Consider the following 14,786-nt stretch of genomic DNA (forward strand, 5'->3'; position numbering starts at 1 on the left):
TTGATATTATTATCTTATCGAGGTTTCATATCATGAAGAAAAATGAAAAAAAACAATCGGGTCTTTCGGCGGGGTGGCTCTGTGTTCTCCTGGTGCTTTCCGTGGCCTGTGCGGCGTGGCCGTTTTTTACCATGCGGGGGCTGGACGAGGCTCTCATGGAGCCGGAGCCCCACTACGGCATTGTCGCCTTCGAGCTGGCCTACACGCCGGAGAAGGCGGGCGAGATTGTCCGTGTCTGGGGTGATGATCTCGTGCCCCTGGCGAAAAAGAGCCTCATCGTGGATTACCCCTTCATGCCCGCCTACGCCCTGTTGTTTTTCGCCCTCACCCGGCTCTTCGCCCTGATTGCGGGAGGACGTATGGGGGTATGGACAAGAAGGGCGGCGCTGTTTCCCCTGGCGGCGGCGATTTTCGACGCGGTGGAAAACGTGGGGCTGCTGTCGGTGGTCGCCTCCCCGGACGCGATACCGGCATGGGCGCCCGTTGTGGCGGGAATTGCGGCGACGATAAAATTCTCCCTGCTCCTTCTGGCAATGCTCACCTGGCCCGCGGCGGTGCTGGCCCGGCTCGTTGCGGGGAAGAAGCCTGAGCCGCAAACATCTTGACCCGCTCTTCCCGATACCGTACAATAATTCGACCGCCTCTTATAGAGGGAGGTATTCGGCGGCGGATGCGTGGGAGGATGCCATGACCAGACGCGCAATTTATATAATAGTGATCAGTCTTCTGGGCGTATTTTTGGGCGCCTGTTACGGCGTGACCCTGGAGGCGGAGACCGGGGAGACGATCATCCGGGAGTCGTTCAACCTGGAGCTGGCGGGAAGGGATTACGACCGCCTGACCCTGATTCACTGCCACAACGTTGATATCCACGACTGCACCCTGGGAAACCTGATCCTTGACGAGTGCACGAACGTGGACATCTACGGCTGCGTCTTCGACGGCTTCGGCATCGCCGTTTCCGCACATTCCACCTTCAGCGTGGAAATCTACGGCTGTGAGTTCTCCCCGAACTACACGGAATGGGTCGATAAGAAGGACTCGTTCGACATCGACGTCAAGTAGGCCGCCGTTAAAGTGGACGGACGCCTTTGTTTCCAACGACGGGTGACGATATGAAAACCGTACGGATTGTCGCGATTCTGCTGGTGTGTATGCTGGGGGCGGCGTGGGGCTGTTCCCGGACCATATATCCCCTGGGGTACATGGAAACCGCCGAGGTGAAGGGAAAGCTGGGCCTGGAGCTGGTGGCCCGGGAGTTTGGGACCCTCACCCTCATCCGGTGCACCGATGCGACCATCGAGGACTGCGATCTTGCGCACCTCATCCTCATCGAGTGCGTCGGCGTGAGCGTGGAGAACTGCCGCTTTTCCGGCACCGGCACGGCCATCACCGTGGAGAAGAGCGTCTCGGTCGATATCTTCAACATCTCCTTCACCGAGGGGACCTACGATGTGCTGCTGGACCAGATCAAGTCGGTGGATGTGGAGTTCGTGCGATAGCAATACATCCGGTGGATACCGCCGGCATTCGGCGGGGCAGTGTAATTTATTATGGGGGAGGGGGATTTTTCCCGCTGTCCCCTTGGTTTATCGTATCCGTATCCAGAGGATCGAATTATGGTGAAATATTCCAGGATCATGTTAGTGTTCATGATTCTTATTCCGGGTCTTTTTCTTTTTTCCTGCGATAAGATTCCCTTTATCAGTCCGCCCAAGGACATGTCTATCAGCGAGGGTGTGGACGTTGAATTGATCGACGAAAGCTATGCAACCCTCACCATCTCCCGCTGCGTGAATGTGGACATCATCAACTGCTCCATCAAAAACCTGGTGCTTGAGGAGTGCATGAACGTGGATGTGACCGGTTGTGCCTTCAACGGCTCCGGCACCGCCGTGACCACAAAGCGGTGCGCCTTGGTCTCGATTACCGACTGCCGGTTTTCCCCCCGCTACGACCAGAGGCTCTCGGAAACCATGTCCCTGAACGTGGAGATAGAATAATGAGACGGAAGGCGTGGACAGTGCGTGCAATCTCCGCTTCGGCGGTGAAATTCGGCGCCCCGGTGTTGATCGCGTGCGTACTGATCGGGGTTTCTCTTTCGGCGGGTGCGCAGGAGATGTACCTGGTGGGGGACGCCGCCTATACCGGGAAGATCGACGCGGTCATTGCCGGGAAGGGGTTCTACGACCTGACTATGGAGGAGTGCCAGACGATCCTGATCGAAAACTGCGTGATCGATACCCTCACCCTGACCCGGTGCACGGCGGTGAGCATCAGGAACTGTACCATCAAGAACCTGGTGTTGACGGGCTCCGTGAGCGTAGAGGGAGGATACATCACCTTCAACGGCACCGGCGTGGCCATAACCATCACCGACTGCGTGGGCGTGCGCATCACCCAGAGCGACTTTTCCGGCGACTACGACGACCGTCTGGAGGAGACGAGTTCCGCGGCGATTGAGGTGGATACCAAAAGCCGCCCGGCCACCCGGAGAAGAAACAAGTAAAAGGCCGGTTGGGGGGAGAGGGGAGGCCGATGCCTTGTCTTTCTCGGGCCGGGGATGGGTTGTGGGATTGACATCTTGTAATGTGTGGTCCGGGGCGAGATGTGTGGGATGGATGTCTTGTCATCCTTGGGTTGCAAGGACTTCTGTGGGATGCGGTCGACTTCGTGTGGAGCCGGGGGCTGTGTTCCCTCGGCACGGGGGTGGTGGTGTGGGGGAAAAGTCGTGTATTATGTGACTTGTAATGGGTAATGTGGGAATAAGTGCTTGATATCCCTCGCTCAGGAGGTATGGTGTGGGATGAGACGGGTTGGATCGATGCGGCGATTGATGTTTGATTTTTGCCGAAACGCGGGGGAGTGGGGGGTGCCGGGGCGCCCTCTGCGAAACGGATGTGGCGACGGTTGGACAAGATACTCTCATGCTCTGTGAAATAACATATAACAAAAGGAGACGAACATGAAATACGCGGGACGGGTGGCGATTGTGTTCCTTGCGATAATGGTGTGTGCGGGAGTCGCGTTTTCAGCGGGTGACGAATGGACGGTGACGGCGTCCTCCCGGCTGGATCCCCAGGGGGACAACACCTACGAAGCGAAAAACGTCCTGGATAACAACCTCGACACCGCCTGGGTGGAGGGAACCCCCAACTACGGCCAGGGCGAGTTTATCCGGTTCCGGCTCGACGTGGACTACGGGCCGGGGGCATACGTCAGCGGATTCGCCATACACAACGGTTACTGCAAGTCATCTGAAGTTTGGAGCGAGAACTCCCGGGTCCGGATCCTGGCGATATACATCAACGATATACTGATGGAGCGCATCGTCATCGCCGACACCCCGGATCTCCAGACCTTCACCTTTCCCACAAGCTACTACGTGACGAAGGGTGACGTCCTCACCTTCGAGATCGCCGAGGTCTACAAGGGCACCACCTACACGGACACCTGCATCTCGGAGCTGAATCTCTTCTACAGCGTCCAGTAAGCGGGGGAAATATGATTCGCGTTGTCATCGGCGTATTGCTCTTGTGCGTCTACGCCCTTGCCGTGATGGGATTTATGATGGAGCCGGGCACCACACAGGAGGACATCGACGCCCTGATCGCGGCCGTGATCGTCCTGGTCGCGCCGGGGGTGGGTCTGATTTTCTGGGGGGTGACGGGCGCCAAGAAGGCGAGACGGGCCGAGCGGGAGATCCTCAAGATGTATCACCGGGAAAACCGGGTGGACGTCTCCGCCATCGCCGGGGCCACCGGCGCCCGGGAAAAGCTGGTCCGAAAGGTGTTCGCGAAGCTTCAAAAGGAGGGGGAGCTGCCGGGGATAGCGGGAGGATGATACCGTTTTTCGTATATCATTCACATACCGCCGGCCGTGTTCCTCCACGGGACGGGTTTTTGAGATATGATGTGTGTCCCGGACGTCCCGATGGATTATCCGCCCACTTTGTTCTCCGCTATCCTTCCCTCCCCTTTTCCCCGGTCAGGAGATTTTCGTGCTGTTGACCGTGTAGGTGAAAAACCTGCTGTACTGGCCCCGGACTTCAAAACCGCCGGCCCTCAGGAGCGTCAGCATCTCGGAGACGGAGATGTAATCCGGGTCCCCGAGCTTCATCTCCGTGATGGACAACAGCCCGCCGGTCTTCAGGACCCGGCGGATTTCCCCCAGACACGCGTCGCGATCCGGCACCTCCCCCAGCACCGATGCCAAAAACACCACGTCAAAGGTCTCATCCTCTGCGGGGAGGGATGTCGCATCGGCCTTTTCATATTCGACGTTTTTTATCCCCGCCTTTTCGAGACGCCCCCGGGCGATGTCGAGCATTTCCTGCTGAACGTCCGCCAAAACCAGGGTACCTTTGGGGATCGATCGGGCGACGGCCGGGCTGTAAAACCCGGGCCCCGGCCCAAGCTCTAGGACGGTATCATCGGGGCGCAGGCCCAGGCGCTTCACCATCTTTCTCGGGGAGAGCAGCAGGTTCCTGAGGGGGTTCAGGAGATGGTTGGCCTCGGTATACGGCATCGGTTCGGGTCTCTCTTTCGTTCTCATGGTCGGTACTCCCGCTCGGTGGTGTGGAAAATAGTTTTATTTATATATAGCGCTTCATGTATGCGTCCCGGACGCCCGCGTCCTATCCCTCGATGGGCGGGTCGATGTCCCTGCTTTGACGGTCGAGTGATTCCTTCACCCGCTCAGACTAACAGATTTGCGCCACTCCCCGTTATTCCCTTTGTATAGATGACTTGTTATAGACCGTGTTACTGCAATATCGCGTTTTTTTTTCGAAGGGTATATAATATCGCTGAAATGTGCTACTATCGGTCATTAATAATTGTATCAGGGGAGGAAGATGAAAGATCTCGTTTGCAGCGAAAAATACTACGAATTTTCAGTGGATACAGAGAGGAACCGCCTGTATCAGGTAATGCGCGGGGACTGGAAGGATGTTTCCGCCGCGAAGGATTATCTGAAACACAACAATGAAAGCGTTGATCGATTGCAGCCCGGTTTTACGATGTTGCTCGACATGAGCAAGGCCGTCATGCCTTCCGATAATGTCATGCAGAAGTTAATGGAGATTTTCCTCCAGGCGCATATGTACAGCGAAGAAGCGGGATTGCGAAAACAGGCCCAGGTGGTCAAAAGGGATACAAAAGACGTAAGCAAAACCGCACGGAATGTTATGAAGGAGACGGACTATGACGCGAAGATGATCCAGTTTACCGATCCTGTGGAAGCGGAAAAGTGGCTGGATATGTAGGGAGTTGAAAAAAGACTTTCCGGGAGATGTCCGGCATCAGTGGCGTGGGGCTGGCCGGGAGGTCCTCAAGATGTATTACCGTGAGAACCGGGTGGACGTCTTTCCCGTCGCCGGTGAAACGGTGCCAGGGAGACACTGGTACGAAAGGGTTCATAGGAATTAAGAGGGAAGGGGAGGTAGAAAACGCAATATCTATTAAACTATTAAAGGTAAACAGTTGGAAGATTCGAGTAATCAAAACAATGAAGTTGAAATTGCATATCACGAAGCGGGACATGCCATTGCATACCTTGAACAAGGGCTGCCTGTTTTCGAAATATCGATATTAGAAAAAGCCAAGAAAAAACCTTTCTGTCGTTCTATTGACGCCGGAAAATGTATTGATAGGCTTTTTCAATTGGAAGGGATTGATGCTGGCAAGGATTTTATAAAGAAGAATATTATAGCTCTTTATGCGGGTTCCGAGCCGTATTCCAACCTCGATATATCTGTTGTCAATAATATCAAGAGTTGCGATTGGGGAGTTAATACCGATTTTCAATTAATAGTGTATTATATTGAGCTATATCTATTAAAGATAGGCGATGATATTTCCGATCTAGATGATTTTCTTTCCCAACTAAGAAAAGAAGCAGGGCAGATAGTTAATAACCAATGGGGAAAAGTACAAAGGTTGGCTGAAGCCTTGCTTGAAAAAAAGGCTTTAAAGAAGAAAGGATTGGTAGGGTTATTTCCAGAATACACAAAGTCCTACAAGTATGAGGACTTGATAGGGATTAAGTATGTATATGTGTTCTTGAAGAAAAAACTCCTTCCTCTAAATCTCCTCCAATAGCGCCTCAATACGGACGAAGGCATCCAACACACTATACGTGTGAGAGCCCGCCGTTGACCCGATCCCCGGTGCGATGAGATGTGTCTTTTGTCGCCCAGCGGCCGTTGGCCGTTTGTATCTATTGCCCCGGAATCTCCTCAATGCAGACGATAGTGTTCCCCTCGTCGATGATGAAGCGGTAGACGGTGGTCTTTTCGGGAGTGTATCGAAGCTCGTAGTCCTCTTCACCGGTATCGGTGGGCACGAACTCGCCGACCAACTCGGTGTCCATAAGCTCAAGGATGCCGTCGTCGTCGATGTCCTCAAGCGTGATCTCGTGGTCGATCATCGGCTCGTCCTCTGAGTACATCATCTCATTATAAAACCAGTAATCGCTGCCGTCGGCAGTATAGAGAACCCGCACCTCACCATCCAGAAGACTGACCAGGCTCTGGTTGGTAAAGCGGAGACCCCCCGTGATGCTGCGCGTCGCCCGGTAGAGGACCTCATCTATCCCATCATTGTTGACGTCGATAGCCTGGAAGGTGATTTCATCGGATTGATTGATCATCAACAGCGGTGTAAAGACTCCGTTTTTTTCCAGAAGCCACAGCTCTCCCGGAAGGGCCACGTGCGCCTGGCCGTTGTCAATGAACGAGACAACCGCCTCGACCGCATCGGCCTGTGTGAAGGAGCCGATCTCCCACGTTATCTCGTTCGGATCGATGACGGTAAACTCCCCCGTTTCGTCCTCCCATAAGGCGAAGGCCTCGCGGATTGCATCCTCTGTCAGCGATGAATCCTGTGCCATGGCCGGCATGACGGGAAGAAGCAACACTGCAAGCACGAAACCCACAAAGAAGTACCGATTCATATAACGCCTCCATATTAACTCTATATTATATATGGCAATTCTACACTCATCCATAGAAATATACCATGTTCCGTGCAGTCTGTCCGTGTATAGTTTTCTGATCCGGCGGACCCGGGAGGATACACGATACGGAAGGTGCGTGGCTTTTCCGATTGAATGACGACCTGGGAAGGGTGATCTTCCTACCCCTCGATCTCCTCCAGCAGCGCCTCGATGCGGACGAAGACGCCCTCCTCGCTGTATTTCCGGGGGTCGGCGTGGTCCACGTCCACGAAGACCGTGCTGACGCCGGTCTTTTCCTTGAGCTTTCTGGCCGTATCCATCTGCATGACGGAATAGACCTTGCACGAGCGGTTGCTGGAAAAAATCACCCCGTCTATCTGATACTTGTTGACCGCCTCGACCAACGCCTCCAGGCGCAGGCCCATGCCGTATGACGTGACGGTGAAGTTCTGGGAGCGGGCCAGGGTGTCCAGGGGGTCGGCGTTGTTTGCGGGGAGGTGCTCCACCTTCCCCTCCAGGGTGCCGATGCAGCCGGTATAGGGGGCGTATACCACCGCCGCCCCCAGCTCCGTAAGCCTTCGTGACATGGCCCCGAGCTGGTGCCACGGGGCGATGTTGTCCCACAACAGCCGGTATTTCTCCCTCGGCACCGGGAAGACACCGTCGTCATAGTGCTGGGTGGCCTCGTCCGCGGCGATGCGGAAGTGATCGGCGACCACCGGGGTCCCCCGGTGGGCGCTGATGAAGGGCGCCATGTGGGCGAAGGTGTCGAACGCGGTGATCCCCGCCGGACGAAGGCGGCCGAGCGACAGAAACCGATGCCAGTGGGCATTGGCCTCGTTCGTGTGGCGGACGGCCCGGCGGACGCTGTCCGGGTCGAAGGTCTGGCCGGAGAGCTCCTCGATCAGACGGATGAGCTCCTTGAACTGATTGATGATGTATGCCCGGTCCTCGGCCCGCTGGGGTCGGTAGCAGAAGGGGACGTCCACGACGAAGTGGGGGATGTTTCGCTCCCGGCGGTAGACGTCGAACCACTTGACCAAAAGCGAGCAGTTGTTGCTGTCCGAGATGATGAGGTCCGGACTCGGGAGGCCCCCGATGTCCGTCTCCAGGTGGCTTCCCAAATCCACCCGGGCGTAGGAGCAGAGGTCCATCGAAAAGCCCAGGCGCTCGGCGGCCTCGGCCCTTTTCGCCCCCATCCCCCGGGCGGCCAGCATGGCGGCGTGGTTTTCCGGCACGGCGATGACGAGATCGAACCCGTGCAGCAGCTCCACCGGAAAGAGCGCCGCGATCCACACCACGAACTTCCCGCTGCGGTATCCCTCGATCAGGCCGTTGCTGTATGCGGCCATGATCTTCTTGAGGTTCGCCCGTGAGCGGGGGAACCGCTTGCTGGCGTCATCTCCCCGGCCCTCGTCGTCGGACCGGTCGCGACTGTCTATTATGGTCGGTACTGCTCTCGGTTTCATACGTTCGATATATATTATATATGTCAGAAAAAACGATCAAACCGGCCGCCGGTTTACTTCCGGGCGAAGGACAAAAGCTCCGCGATCACCTCGCCGCCCAGCTTTGGGTCCCTGCGCTCGGGGCAGTGCTTCCTGTCATTGTAGAGAAAGATTCTCCCCTCGTTTATGGGGAAATCGCTCTCCAGGCAGATGCCCTTCCAGGGGTCCCGCCCGCCGATGACGTACACCATCGGCACTTTCAGCTCCGGCACCATGTCCCGGGGAGACCAGGGGGCGGCCTTTGCATAGGGGGGAGAGAAGCCCAGGGCCCCCTCGCATTCCGCGATGAAGTCCTCCTCCGTGCGGGGATAGATGGTGGGGCCGTCGGCCTCCGACGATAACCAGAACACGCCGGTCTCTATCGCCTGCTGGTAGCGCCACACCCGCCAGGTATACTCACCGGTGTGCGCCACGTCCCAGGGCATGGATGTCATTGCGTTGGCCACGGCGTATTTCATCGCCTTGCCGTCGGCGATGGAATCGTCCAGGGCGCGAAGCGCCTTCAAGAACCGTTCCGTGGAGAGGCGGGAAAGAAATCCGAACAGCCCCACATAAGGGCTGTACTCGTCGTACTGGGTCATGCCGGTGACCCACGCGGTCAAAAACTCCCGATGGACCCAGTTGTCATCGAAGAGCTCATCGGGCGCCAGCGCCTCGATGTGCCCGGCGACGCGGGTGTAGATGTCGTCCCCCAGGTTCAGGCGCACCTGGCGGTCGTACACGTCCATGGCGAAGGGCCAGTCCACCACGCCGCTGGAGGAGAGGATGGCGTCGACATCGTCCGGGTAACTGTGGGCGTAGTTGATGACCAGGCCGCCGCCGTAGCTGTATCCCACCGCCATCCAGGGGCCGGTGAATTCACCTCTGAATTCCATGACGACCCGGTGATAATCGGCCAGGGCCTGATCTATGGTGACATACGAGGGGATGGTCTGGTCGCCCTCGGTGATGCTCTGGCCGTATCCCCGGTGCTCCGGCTGGATGAAGATGATCGGCTCGGCCGTCTGATAGGCCTTGTAGTATCTGATCATCTCATCGGATGTTACGTCGTGCTCGTTTCCCAGGATGAAAAAGAAGGGAGAGCTTTCGTCGGCGCCGTCCGGGATGAGCAGGTGAATATACTGGGTGAAGGAGGGGCCGTGCGGGTGGGCATGGTCCACGGGCTGGGTTATGGTGCGGATCTCCCGGGTGAAGGGGCCTTTTTCCTCCTCGGCCCGGGCGGGGACGGGGCGGGCAGTCGCCTGTGTGCAGGCAGCAGTGATGAGCGTGAGTTTTCCCGCGGTTTTTACGAATCGACGGCGGGAGAGAGGGTGCTCGAGAAATGAGAATCGATCGATCATATCAGTACGCTCCGGTAGTCGGATATATAAAAATTGTATTCCGAATGCCTTATGTATCCCTTTCACCTGTCAGGAGAGACGCTCCTTCATCGAGGAGAACACACCCTCGTCCACCCCCAAAAGCTCCGGCCCCCGGGCCTCGATGTAGTCCACGATGTCCGCCAGCGTCGTCAGGGAATATACGGGGACCCCGGTCTCCTCTTCGATGCGGGCGGAAAAGAGAAGCCCCGAGTCGTCTTTTTCCATCCGGTCGACCACCACCAGCATCCCGGCGACCCGTGCCGTGGTTTCCCTCCCGATGCGGGCCACCGCCTCGATCTTCGTGCCGCCGTCGGTGATGACGTCGTCCAGCAGCAGCACCCGGGAGTCGGGGCGGTCGAGGCCCGCTCCCACAAATGTACCGCCCTCGCCGTGTCCCTTTTTTTCCTTCCTGTCGTAGGCGAAGGGGAGGTTGACCCCGAAAAGGCTGTAGAGGGAAAGGGACGTCGCCGCGGCCAGGACGATGCCCTTGTACGCCGGGCCGAAGAGGATGTCGTAGTCGTCAACGCACAGCTCGGACATGATCTTCTCGGCAAGGATTTCACCCAGGGAGGAGAACCCCGCACCGTCGGCCACGTCGCCGATGTTGACGAAATAGGGGGATTTCCTCCCGCTCTTGAGGGTGAAATCCCCGAATCGCAGCGCCCCTGTTTCCACCAGGAGTTCGATCGTACGCCCGCTCAGTTCGTTCATTTCTCGGCCGTTTTTTAAAATAGTGTTTCGTATACTTGAAGATGTGTCGATTGTATCAAATCCCATCACATGCGGAAAGGGAAAAAGTGGGCACCCGGGAGTCCCGATGAAAGTTCCCGCACACGCATCCCACCCGATAGTTGAAGAAAAGATCTATTTTCCGGCGAAATGCTGAAATCGCGCCGTCTATACGGGTTTTTATCTCTTTCGTTTTTATCTTGACATTAAATCCGTCCTCATGGTAAAAACACGGTTGATGAATGAAGATTCATTCAGACAGCGGGCAAGGACAGGAGGCGGGGTGGCACCCCGAAACCAGCTCGTTTTATCGAAGGGGCTTCCGCCCCGGCAACTTCAATATACACATTAAACATATGGTGATTTTTTAAGATCACAAGAGAGGTATTTATGAGCAACAAAATTTCAGATCTTCGAGACTCTCGATTCGTCCTGTACGAACAGCTCGATATCGAAAAGCTGTGCGAGCGCCCGAAATTCGCCGATCACTCCAAGGATATCTTCGACATGGTTCTGGATGAGGCGGAAAAACTGATGGTCAACGAAATCTGGCCCCTCAACGAAGACAGCGACCGAATCGGCGCCCAGTATGACCCAAAAACTAAAAAGGTCACAACGCCGGACGGATTCAAGAAAGCCCTGGAGGCGTATAAGGCCGGCGGCTGGATCGCCATGGCCGAGGATCCGGAAGTGGGAGGCCAGGGACTGCCCTATGCACTCTACATGGCCTGTACCGAGATGTTCGTTGGCGCGAACTTCGGCTTCATCGCCTTCCCGGGCCTGACCCACGGTTCCGCCCGGATGGTGGAGATCTTCGGCACCGAGGAACAGAAGAACACCTACCTCTACAAGATGTACGAGGGAGAGTGGCTGGGCACCATGTGCCTGACCGAGCCGTGGGCCGGCTCCGACGTGGGCGCCCTCAAGACCAAGGCGACCCCCAACGACGATGGCACCTATAACATCGTCGGCACAAAGACCTTCATCACCTCCGGCGAACACGACCTGTCCGAAAACATCATCCACATGGTGCTCGCCCGCATCGAGGGAGACCCCCCAGGCACCAAGGGCATCTCGATTTTCATCGTGCCCAAGTTTCGCCTCAACGACGACGGCAGCGTCGGCGAAAGCAACGACGTAGTCTGCGGCGGCATCGAGCACAAAATGGGCATCCACGGCTCCCCCACCACCACGCTGAACTTCGGCGACGAGGGGAAATGCGTGGGCTACCTCCTGGGCGATCGCTGCAAGGGGATGCGCATCATGTTTACCATGATGAACGAAGAGCGGATGTTCGTGGGACTTCAGGGACTGGCTTCCAGCTCCGCCTCCTATCTCCACGCGGTGGACTACGCCAAGGAGCGGGTTCAGGGCGGCCACTACACAAAGATGCAGGAGAAGGATGCCCCGAGCGTGCCCATCATCCAGCACCCGGACGTAAAACGGATGTTGGTGCGCATGAAAGCGTATGTCGAGGGGATGCGGGGCCTCCAGTTTTACCTGGGCTACTGCATCGACAACATCGAGACCACCGAGGGCGACGAGAAGACCCGCTGGCAGGGGCTGTCGGATCTCCTGATCCCCGTTTGCAAGGGATACCAGACCGACATGGTGTGGGACATCACCGGCCAGGGCATCCAGGTGCTCGGCGGCTACGGCTTTATCCAGGAATACCCGATGGAGCAGTTCGCCCGGGATTGTAAGATCGCGTCCCTCTATGAGGGCACCAACGGCATTCAGGCCATGGACTTCACCTTCCGAAAGACCCTGCTGAACGGCATGGTGATGTTCGGCTACTTCAAGGAAGAGGTTGCAAAGACCCTGGCCGCGGCGAAGAAGAACGCCGCCCTCAAGGGATACGTGGCCAACGTGGAGAAGGTCATGAAGGGTCTGGAGGAGGGCTTCGCCTTCCAGCAGGAGCTGATGGGCAAGGGCAAGATGGGCCTGATCTTCGGCAACTGCGTGCCGCTGATGGAGGTCATGGGTGATCTGGTGATGGGATGGCAGCTTCTGTGGCAGGCCACCATCGCCCAGCCGAAGCTCGAGGAGCTCTCCGGCGGCGCCACCGGCGACGACCTGAAGGCCAAAGTGGCCGACAACGCCGAGATCGCCTACTACGACGGCAAGGTCAAGACCGCTCAGTATTACCTGGGTAACCTCCTGCCCCGCACCTTCGGCAAGCTCGAGCAGCTCAAGAGCGAAGAAGACGGCTACCTGGAGATCGCCGAGGAGAGCATGGCGTTCTAAATCAAAGCCGACACAGCAAAAAAAAAGGGGAGAGCCAAAAGGCTCTCCCCTTTTTTATTTACGAAAGCTGCCTTATTATGAAAAAAACCGACTTGTTTTTTGAACCGGACTGTCAGGAAAGGTCGTAACTTTTTCATAGCGATTTCTCCTTGTATTCAACAAACCGTTGTGTTTGAAGAATATGCCAGAAAAAATTATGCGATAAACAATGTTAACATCAAAGTTTGTAAAACTTTTTTCTTGACAATCAAAAGATAAAGTCTTACAAGTTAGATAATATGTAGTTCTCTATAAACAAATAATGTTTTCTCGGGGGGTATATCATGAATAATCTCTCTTTTGATATACACTGCCATATTTTCACCCTCAGGTATGCGTTGAAGGAAGCAAAAAATATGCTTCGCGACATGATGATGGGAACGTATCCGTGGCATCCGCCTGACGTGAGCGATGAGATACGACTGACCGCGCCTGATCGAGCGGGCATTGGAGATTCCCTGAAACAATTCTTGAGACAATTCTTCGAGTTAATATCAGCGTCGTTTGGTTCGGAGGAAGAAAACCTTGATTTTCTTCTGGAGGAATATTCAAAGGCAATGCCCGGTTCCACATGGCGCGTGGTGCCGTTGATGATGGATATCTTTTACATGCTCGCGTATCCATTGGAGAAAGAACAGGAGGCTACACGGGCGGGAAGGGCGCCGCTAAGAAGTATCAAGGAAGCTGAGTTTCAAAAGGCGTGGGATGATATCCTTGACGATTTAAAAAAACAGATAGAGGAACATATAAGATCGACCGATTCTGGTGATGAATTGGCGAGAAGCAAAGGAGTTAATCATTTCCTTGAAGCGATAGACGCGGAAAGAGAGGTTGGAAGGGCGTTAACGCTTGAAGCTGATGAATTGAGGGCCGAGGGTACGGCCGAGGAGTATTATCACACGGAGGGCTATTGTTTTCATTTGGACAACCTTGTAAAATTGGTAGAAAGCAGAAAAGGCGAGTTATATCCCTTTATCGCGATCGATCCGCGCAGGCCGGGCATACTCGATGAAATTATCGGTGGGGGGTATATCGGCACCGACGGCCCGTTTTACGGGGTGAAGCTGTACCCGCGCATGGGCTATCATCCGCAATCTCTTTCGATGGATACATTGTATGACTATTGTAACCGCCAACAAATTCCCATCACATTCCATTGCGGCAAAAGCGGCTTTCCTCCGGGTACCGAATGGAAACATGCCGACTTTGGAAATCCCGCCCACTTCGAGCCTATTCTCCAGAACTATCCGGACCTCAATATCAATTTCGCCCATCTCGGCAGTGCGGATCCATCATATGAGTGGGCGCATGAGATTATCAACCTGATGAATACATATGGTACGGTGTATTCCGATTTGTCCTGTTATACGGATATAGAAAATTTAAAAGCGATACGGAAGCTCTGGGACGATAATCCCATACTGGAATCGCAGCTTATGTTCGGCACCGATTTTGACGTAATGTACTTGACGGATCAGGTGACGATGGCGTCATATTTCGCCAACTTTGAAGAGATTTTTTCAAAAGAGGAGTTGAAACTTTTGATGCATGAGAACCCAATGAAGTTTTTTGGAGATATAATAGCTCCGCCGTTGGGCCAGGATTGAGCAGCTCAGGAGCGGGGAAGACGGCTTGTTGGAAATCGTCGGGGAGGGGCGATAAGAAATAGAAGCCGACACAGCGAAATGAAAAGGGGAGGGCCGGAGGGTCCTTCCCCTTTTTTATATAGTTGGAGTTGGTTATACTACTATAGCTAGATAATGATGCTCCTTTACTTTGATACGAAAAATGACTTATAATACTAATTGTTTATATTGATATCATTCGAACAGAGATCATGAAAAAAATGATTAGAAGTTTATATGCCCTAGTCACTAAAAGCGTTGACAGGTGACGAGTTAGAAGAAGACGAGTCACGGTCTTCCTGTTAAGATGGATTAACCCA

16 protein-coding genes are annotated in these 14,786 nt (G+C 55.1%); 11 read left to right on the plus strand and 5 right to left on the minus strand.

All coding sequences use genetic code 11. The features are described 5' to 3' along the window. Nucleotides 1-32 precede the first annotated feature (32 nt). The 7 genes from JW885_11790 (at nucleotide 33) to JW885_11820 (ending at nucleotide 3,843) form a co-directional block, all read left to right on the plus strand. The gene (locus JW885_11790) at nucleotides 33-605 is read left to right on the plus strand and encodes a hypothetical protein (protein MBN1882848.1); all 573 of its coding nucleotides are present in this window, start codon (nucleotides 33-35) and stop codon (nucleotides 603-605) included. Nucleotides 606-687: 82 nt separating this feature from the next. Continuing rightward, on the plus strand, nucleotides 688-1,065 hold the full coding sequence (locus JW885_11795) for a hypothetical protein (protein ID MBN1882849.1): 378 nt from the start codon (nucleotides 688-690) through the stop codon (nucleotides 1,063-1,065). 50 nt (nucleotides 1,066-1,115) lie between these two features. Next, nucleotides 1,116-1,502, plus strand: coding sequence for a hypothetical protein (locus JW885_11800; GenBank protein ID MBN1882850.1), 387 nt, complete (start codon nucleotides 1,116-1,118; stop codon nucleotides 1,500-1,502). A 150-nt stretch (nucleotides 1,503-1,652) separates the two neighbouring features. Continuing rightward, nucleotides 1,653-2,003 carry a hypothetical protein gene (locus JW885_11805; protein MBN1882851.1) on the plus strand — a complete coding sequence of 117 codons (351 nt, stop codon included), beginning with the start codon at nucleotides 1,653-1,655 and terminating at the stop codon, nucleotides 2,001-2,003. After that, nucleotides 2,003-2,509: a hypothetical protein gene (locus JW885_11810; GenBank protein ID MBN1882852.1), complete on the plus strand. Its 507-nt coding sequence runs from the start codon at nucleotides 2,003-2,005 to the stop codon at nucleotides 2,507-2,509. The genes JW885_11805 and JW885_11810 overlap by 1 nt, the downstream gene beginning before the upstream one ends. A gap of 456 nt (nucleotides 2,510-2,965) precedes the next feature. Further along, complete coding sequence (locus tag JW885_11815) at nucleotides 2,966-3,493, plus strand: hypothetical protein (GenBank protein MBN1882853.1); 528 nt, start codon at nucleotides 2,966-2,968, stop codon at nucleotides 3,491-3,493. A gap of 11 nt (nucleotides 3,494-3,504) precedes the next feature. Then, nucleotides 3,505-3,843 (plus strand): hypothetical protein, encoded by a 339-nt coding sequence (locus tag JW885_11820; GenBank protein MBN1882854.1) that lies wholly within the window; start codon nucleotides 3,505-3,507, stop codon nucleotides 3,841-3,843. 144 nt (nucleotides 3,844-3,987) lie between these two features. Here the strand turns inward: JW885_11820 and JW885_11825 are convergent, their stop codons facing one another. Beyond that, nucleotides 3,988-4,554 (minus strand): methyltransferase domain-containing protein, encoded by a 567-nt coding sequence (locus tag JW885_11825; GenBank protein ID MBN1882855.1) that lies wholly within the window; start codon nucleotides 4,552-4,554, stop codon nucleotides 3,988-3,990. Between the two features lie 301 nt (nucleotides 4,555-4,855). Between JW885_11825 and JW885_11830 the strand changes: the two genes are divergently transcribed. Further along, entirely contained in the window at nucleotides 4,856-5,266 is a 411-nt protein-coding gene (locus JW885_11830; GenBank protein MBN1882856.1) for a hypothetical protein, read from the plus strand. A 217-nt stretch (nucleotides 5,267-5,483) separates the two neighbouring features. Then, a complete protein-coding gene (locus JW885_11835) occupies nucleotides 5,484-6,101 on the plus strand; it encodes a hypothetical protein (GenBank protein ID MBN1882857.1) in 618 nt (205 codons plus the stop codon). A 118-nt stretch (nucleotides 6,102-6,219) separates the two neighbouring features. On the opposite strand, the gene JW885_11840 is transcribed toward JW885_11835, so the two are convergent. From JW885_11840 to pyrE, 4 genes are all read right to left on the minus strand, one after another. Next, nucleotides 6,220-6,954, minus strand: coding sequence for a hypothetical protein (locus tag JW885_11840; GenBank protein ID MBN1882858.1), 735 nt, complete (start codon nucleotides 6,952-6,954; stop codon nucleotides 6,220-6,222). A 182-nt stretch (nucleotides 6,955-7,136) separates the two neighbouring features. Next, complete coding sequence (locus JW885_11845; GenBank protein ID MBN1882859.1) at nucleotides 7,137-8,426, minus strand: 2-hydroxyacyl-CoA dehydratase; 1,290 nt, start codon at nucleotides 8,424-8,426, stop codon at nucleotides 7,137-7,139. Between the two features lie 53 nt (nucleotides 8,427-8,479). Further along, on the minus strand, nucleotides 8,480-9,805 hold the full coding sequence (locus JW885_11850; protein ID MBN1882860.1) for an alpha/beta fold hydrolase: 1,326 nt from the start codon (nucleotides 9,803-9,805) through the stop codon (nucleotides 8,480-8,482). Between the two features lie 69 nt (nucleotides 9,806-9,874). Continuing rightward, nucleotides 9,875-10,537: an orotate phosphoribosyltransferase gene (gene pyrE / locus JW885_11855; GenBank protein ID MBN1882861.1), complete on the minus strand. Its 663-nt coding sequence runs from the start codon at nucleotides 10,535-10,537 to the stop codon at nucleotides 9,875-9,877. Nucleotides 10,538-10,945: 408 nt separating this feature from the next. Between pyrE and JW885_11860 the strand changes: the two genes are divergently transcribed. Beyond that, nucleotides 10,946-12,802 (plus strand): acyl-CoA dehydrogenase, encoded by a 1,857-nt coding sequence (locus JW885_11860; GenBank protein MBN1882862.1) that lies wholly within the window; start codon nucleotides 10,946-10,948, stop codon nucleotides 12,800-12,802. Nucleotides 12,803-13,125: 323 nt separating this feature from the next. After that, nucleotides 13,126-14,448, plus strand: coding sequence for an amidohydrolase family protein (locus JW885_11865; GenBank protein MBN1882863.1), 1,323 nt, complete (start codon nucleotides 13,126-13,128; stop codon nucleotides 14,446-14,448). Nucleotides 14,449-14,786: the final 338 nt, after the last annotated feature.

This window comes from Candidatus Zymogenaceae bacterium (assembly GCA_016931225.1).
In the GTDB taxonomy this organism is placed as follows: Bacteria; Desulfobacterota; Zymogenia; order Zymogenales; family Zymogenaceae; genus JAFGFE01.

Bases quoted from the DNA above. Each gene is read 5' to 3' on its own strand.
- JW885_11790 (MBN1882848.1), top strand. From the start codon at position 33: ATGAAGAAAAATGAAAAAAAACAATCGGGTCTTTCGGCGGGGTGGCTC.
- JW885_11795 (MBN1882849.1), top strand. From the start codon at position 688: ATGACCAGACGCGCAATTTATATAATAGTGATCAGTCTTCTGGGCGTA.
- JW885_11800 (MBN1882850.1), top strand. From the start codon at position 1,116: ATGAAAACCGTACGGATTGTCGCGATTCTGCTGGTGTGTATGCTGGGG.
- JW885_11805 (MBN1882851.1), top strand. From the start codon at position 1,653: ATGATTCTTATTCCGGGTCTTTTTCTTTTTTCCTGCGATAAGATTCCC.
- JW885_11810 (MBN1882852.1), top strand. From the start codon at position 2,003: ATGAGACGGAAGGCGTGGACAGTGCGTGCAATCTCCGCTTCGGCGGTG.
- JW885_11815 (MBN1882853.1), top strand. From the start codon at position 2,966: ATGAAATACGCGGGACGGGTGGCGATTGTGTTCCTTGCGATAATGGTG.
- JW885_11820 (MBN1882854.1), top strand. From the start codon at position 3,505: ATGATTCGCGTTGTCATCGGCGTATTGCTCTTGTGCGTCTACGCCCTT.
- JW885_11825 (MBN1882855.1), bottom strand. From the start codon at position 4,554: ATGAGAACGAAAGAGAGACCCGAACCGATGCCGTATACCGAGGCCAAC.
- JW885_11830 (MBN1882856.1), top strand. From the start codon at position 4,856: ATGAAAGATCTCGTTTGCAGCGAAAAATACTACGAATTTTCAGTGGAT.
- JW885_11840 (MBN1882858.1), bottom strand. From the start codon at position 6,954: ATGAATCGGTACTTCTTTGTGGGTTTCGTGCTTGCAGTGTTGCTTCTT.
- JW885_11845 (MBN1882859.1), bottom strand. From the start codon at position 8,426: ATGAAACCGAGAGCAGTACCGACCATAATAGACAGTCGCGACCGGTCC.
- JW885_11850 (MBN1882860.1), bottom strand. From the start codon at position 9,805: ATGATCGATCGATTCTCATTTCTCGAGCACCCTCTCTCCCGCCGTCGA.
- pyrE (MBN1882861.1), bottom strand. From the start codon at position 10,537: ATGAACGAACTGAGCGGGCGTACGATCGAACTCCTGGTGGAAACAGGG.
- JW885_11860 (MBN1882862.1), top strand. From the start codon at position 10,946: ATGAGCAACAAAATTTCAGATCTTCGAGACTCTCGATTCGTCCTGTAC.
- JW885_11865 (MBN1882863.1), top strand. From the start codon at position 13,126: ATGAATAATCTCTCTTTTGATATACACTGCCATATTTTCACCCTCAGG.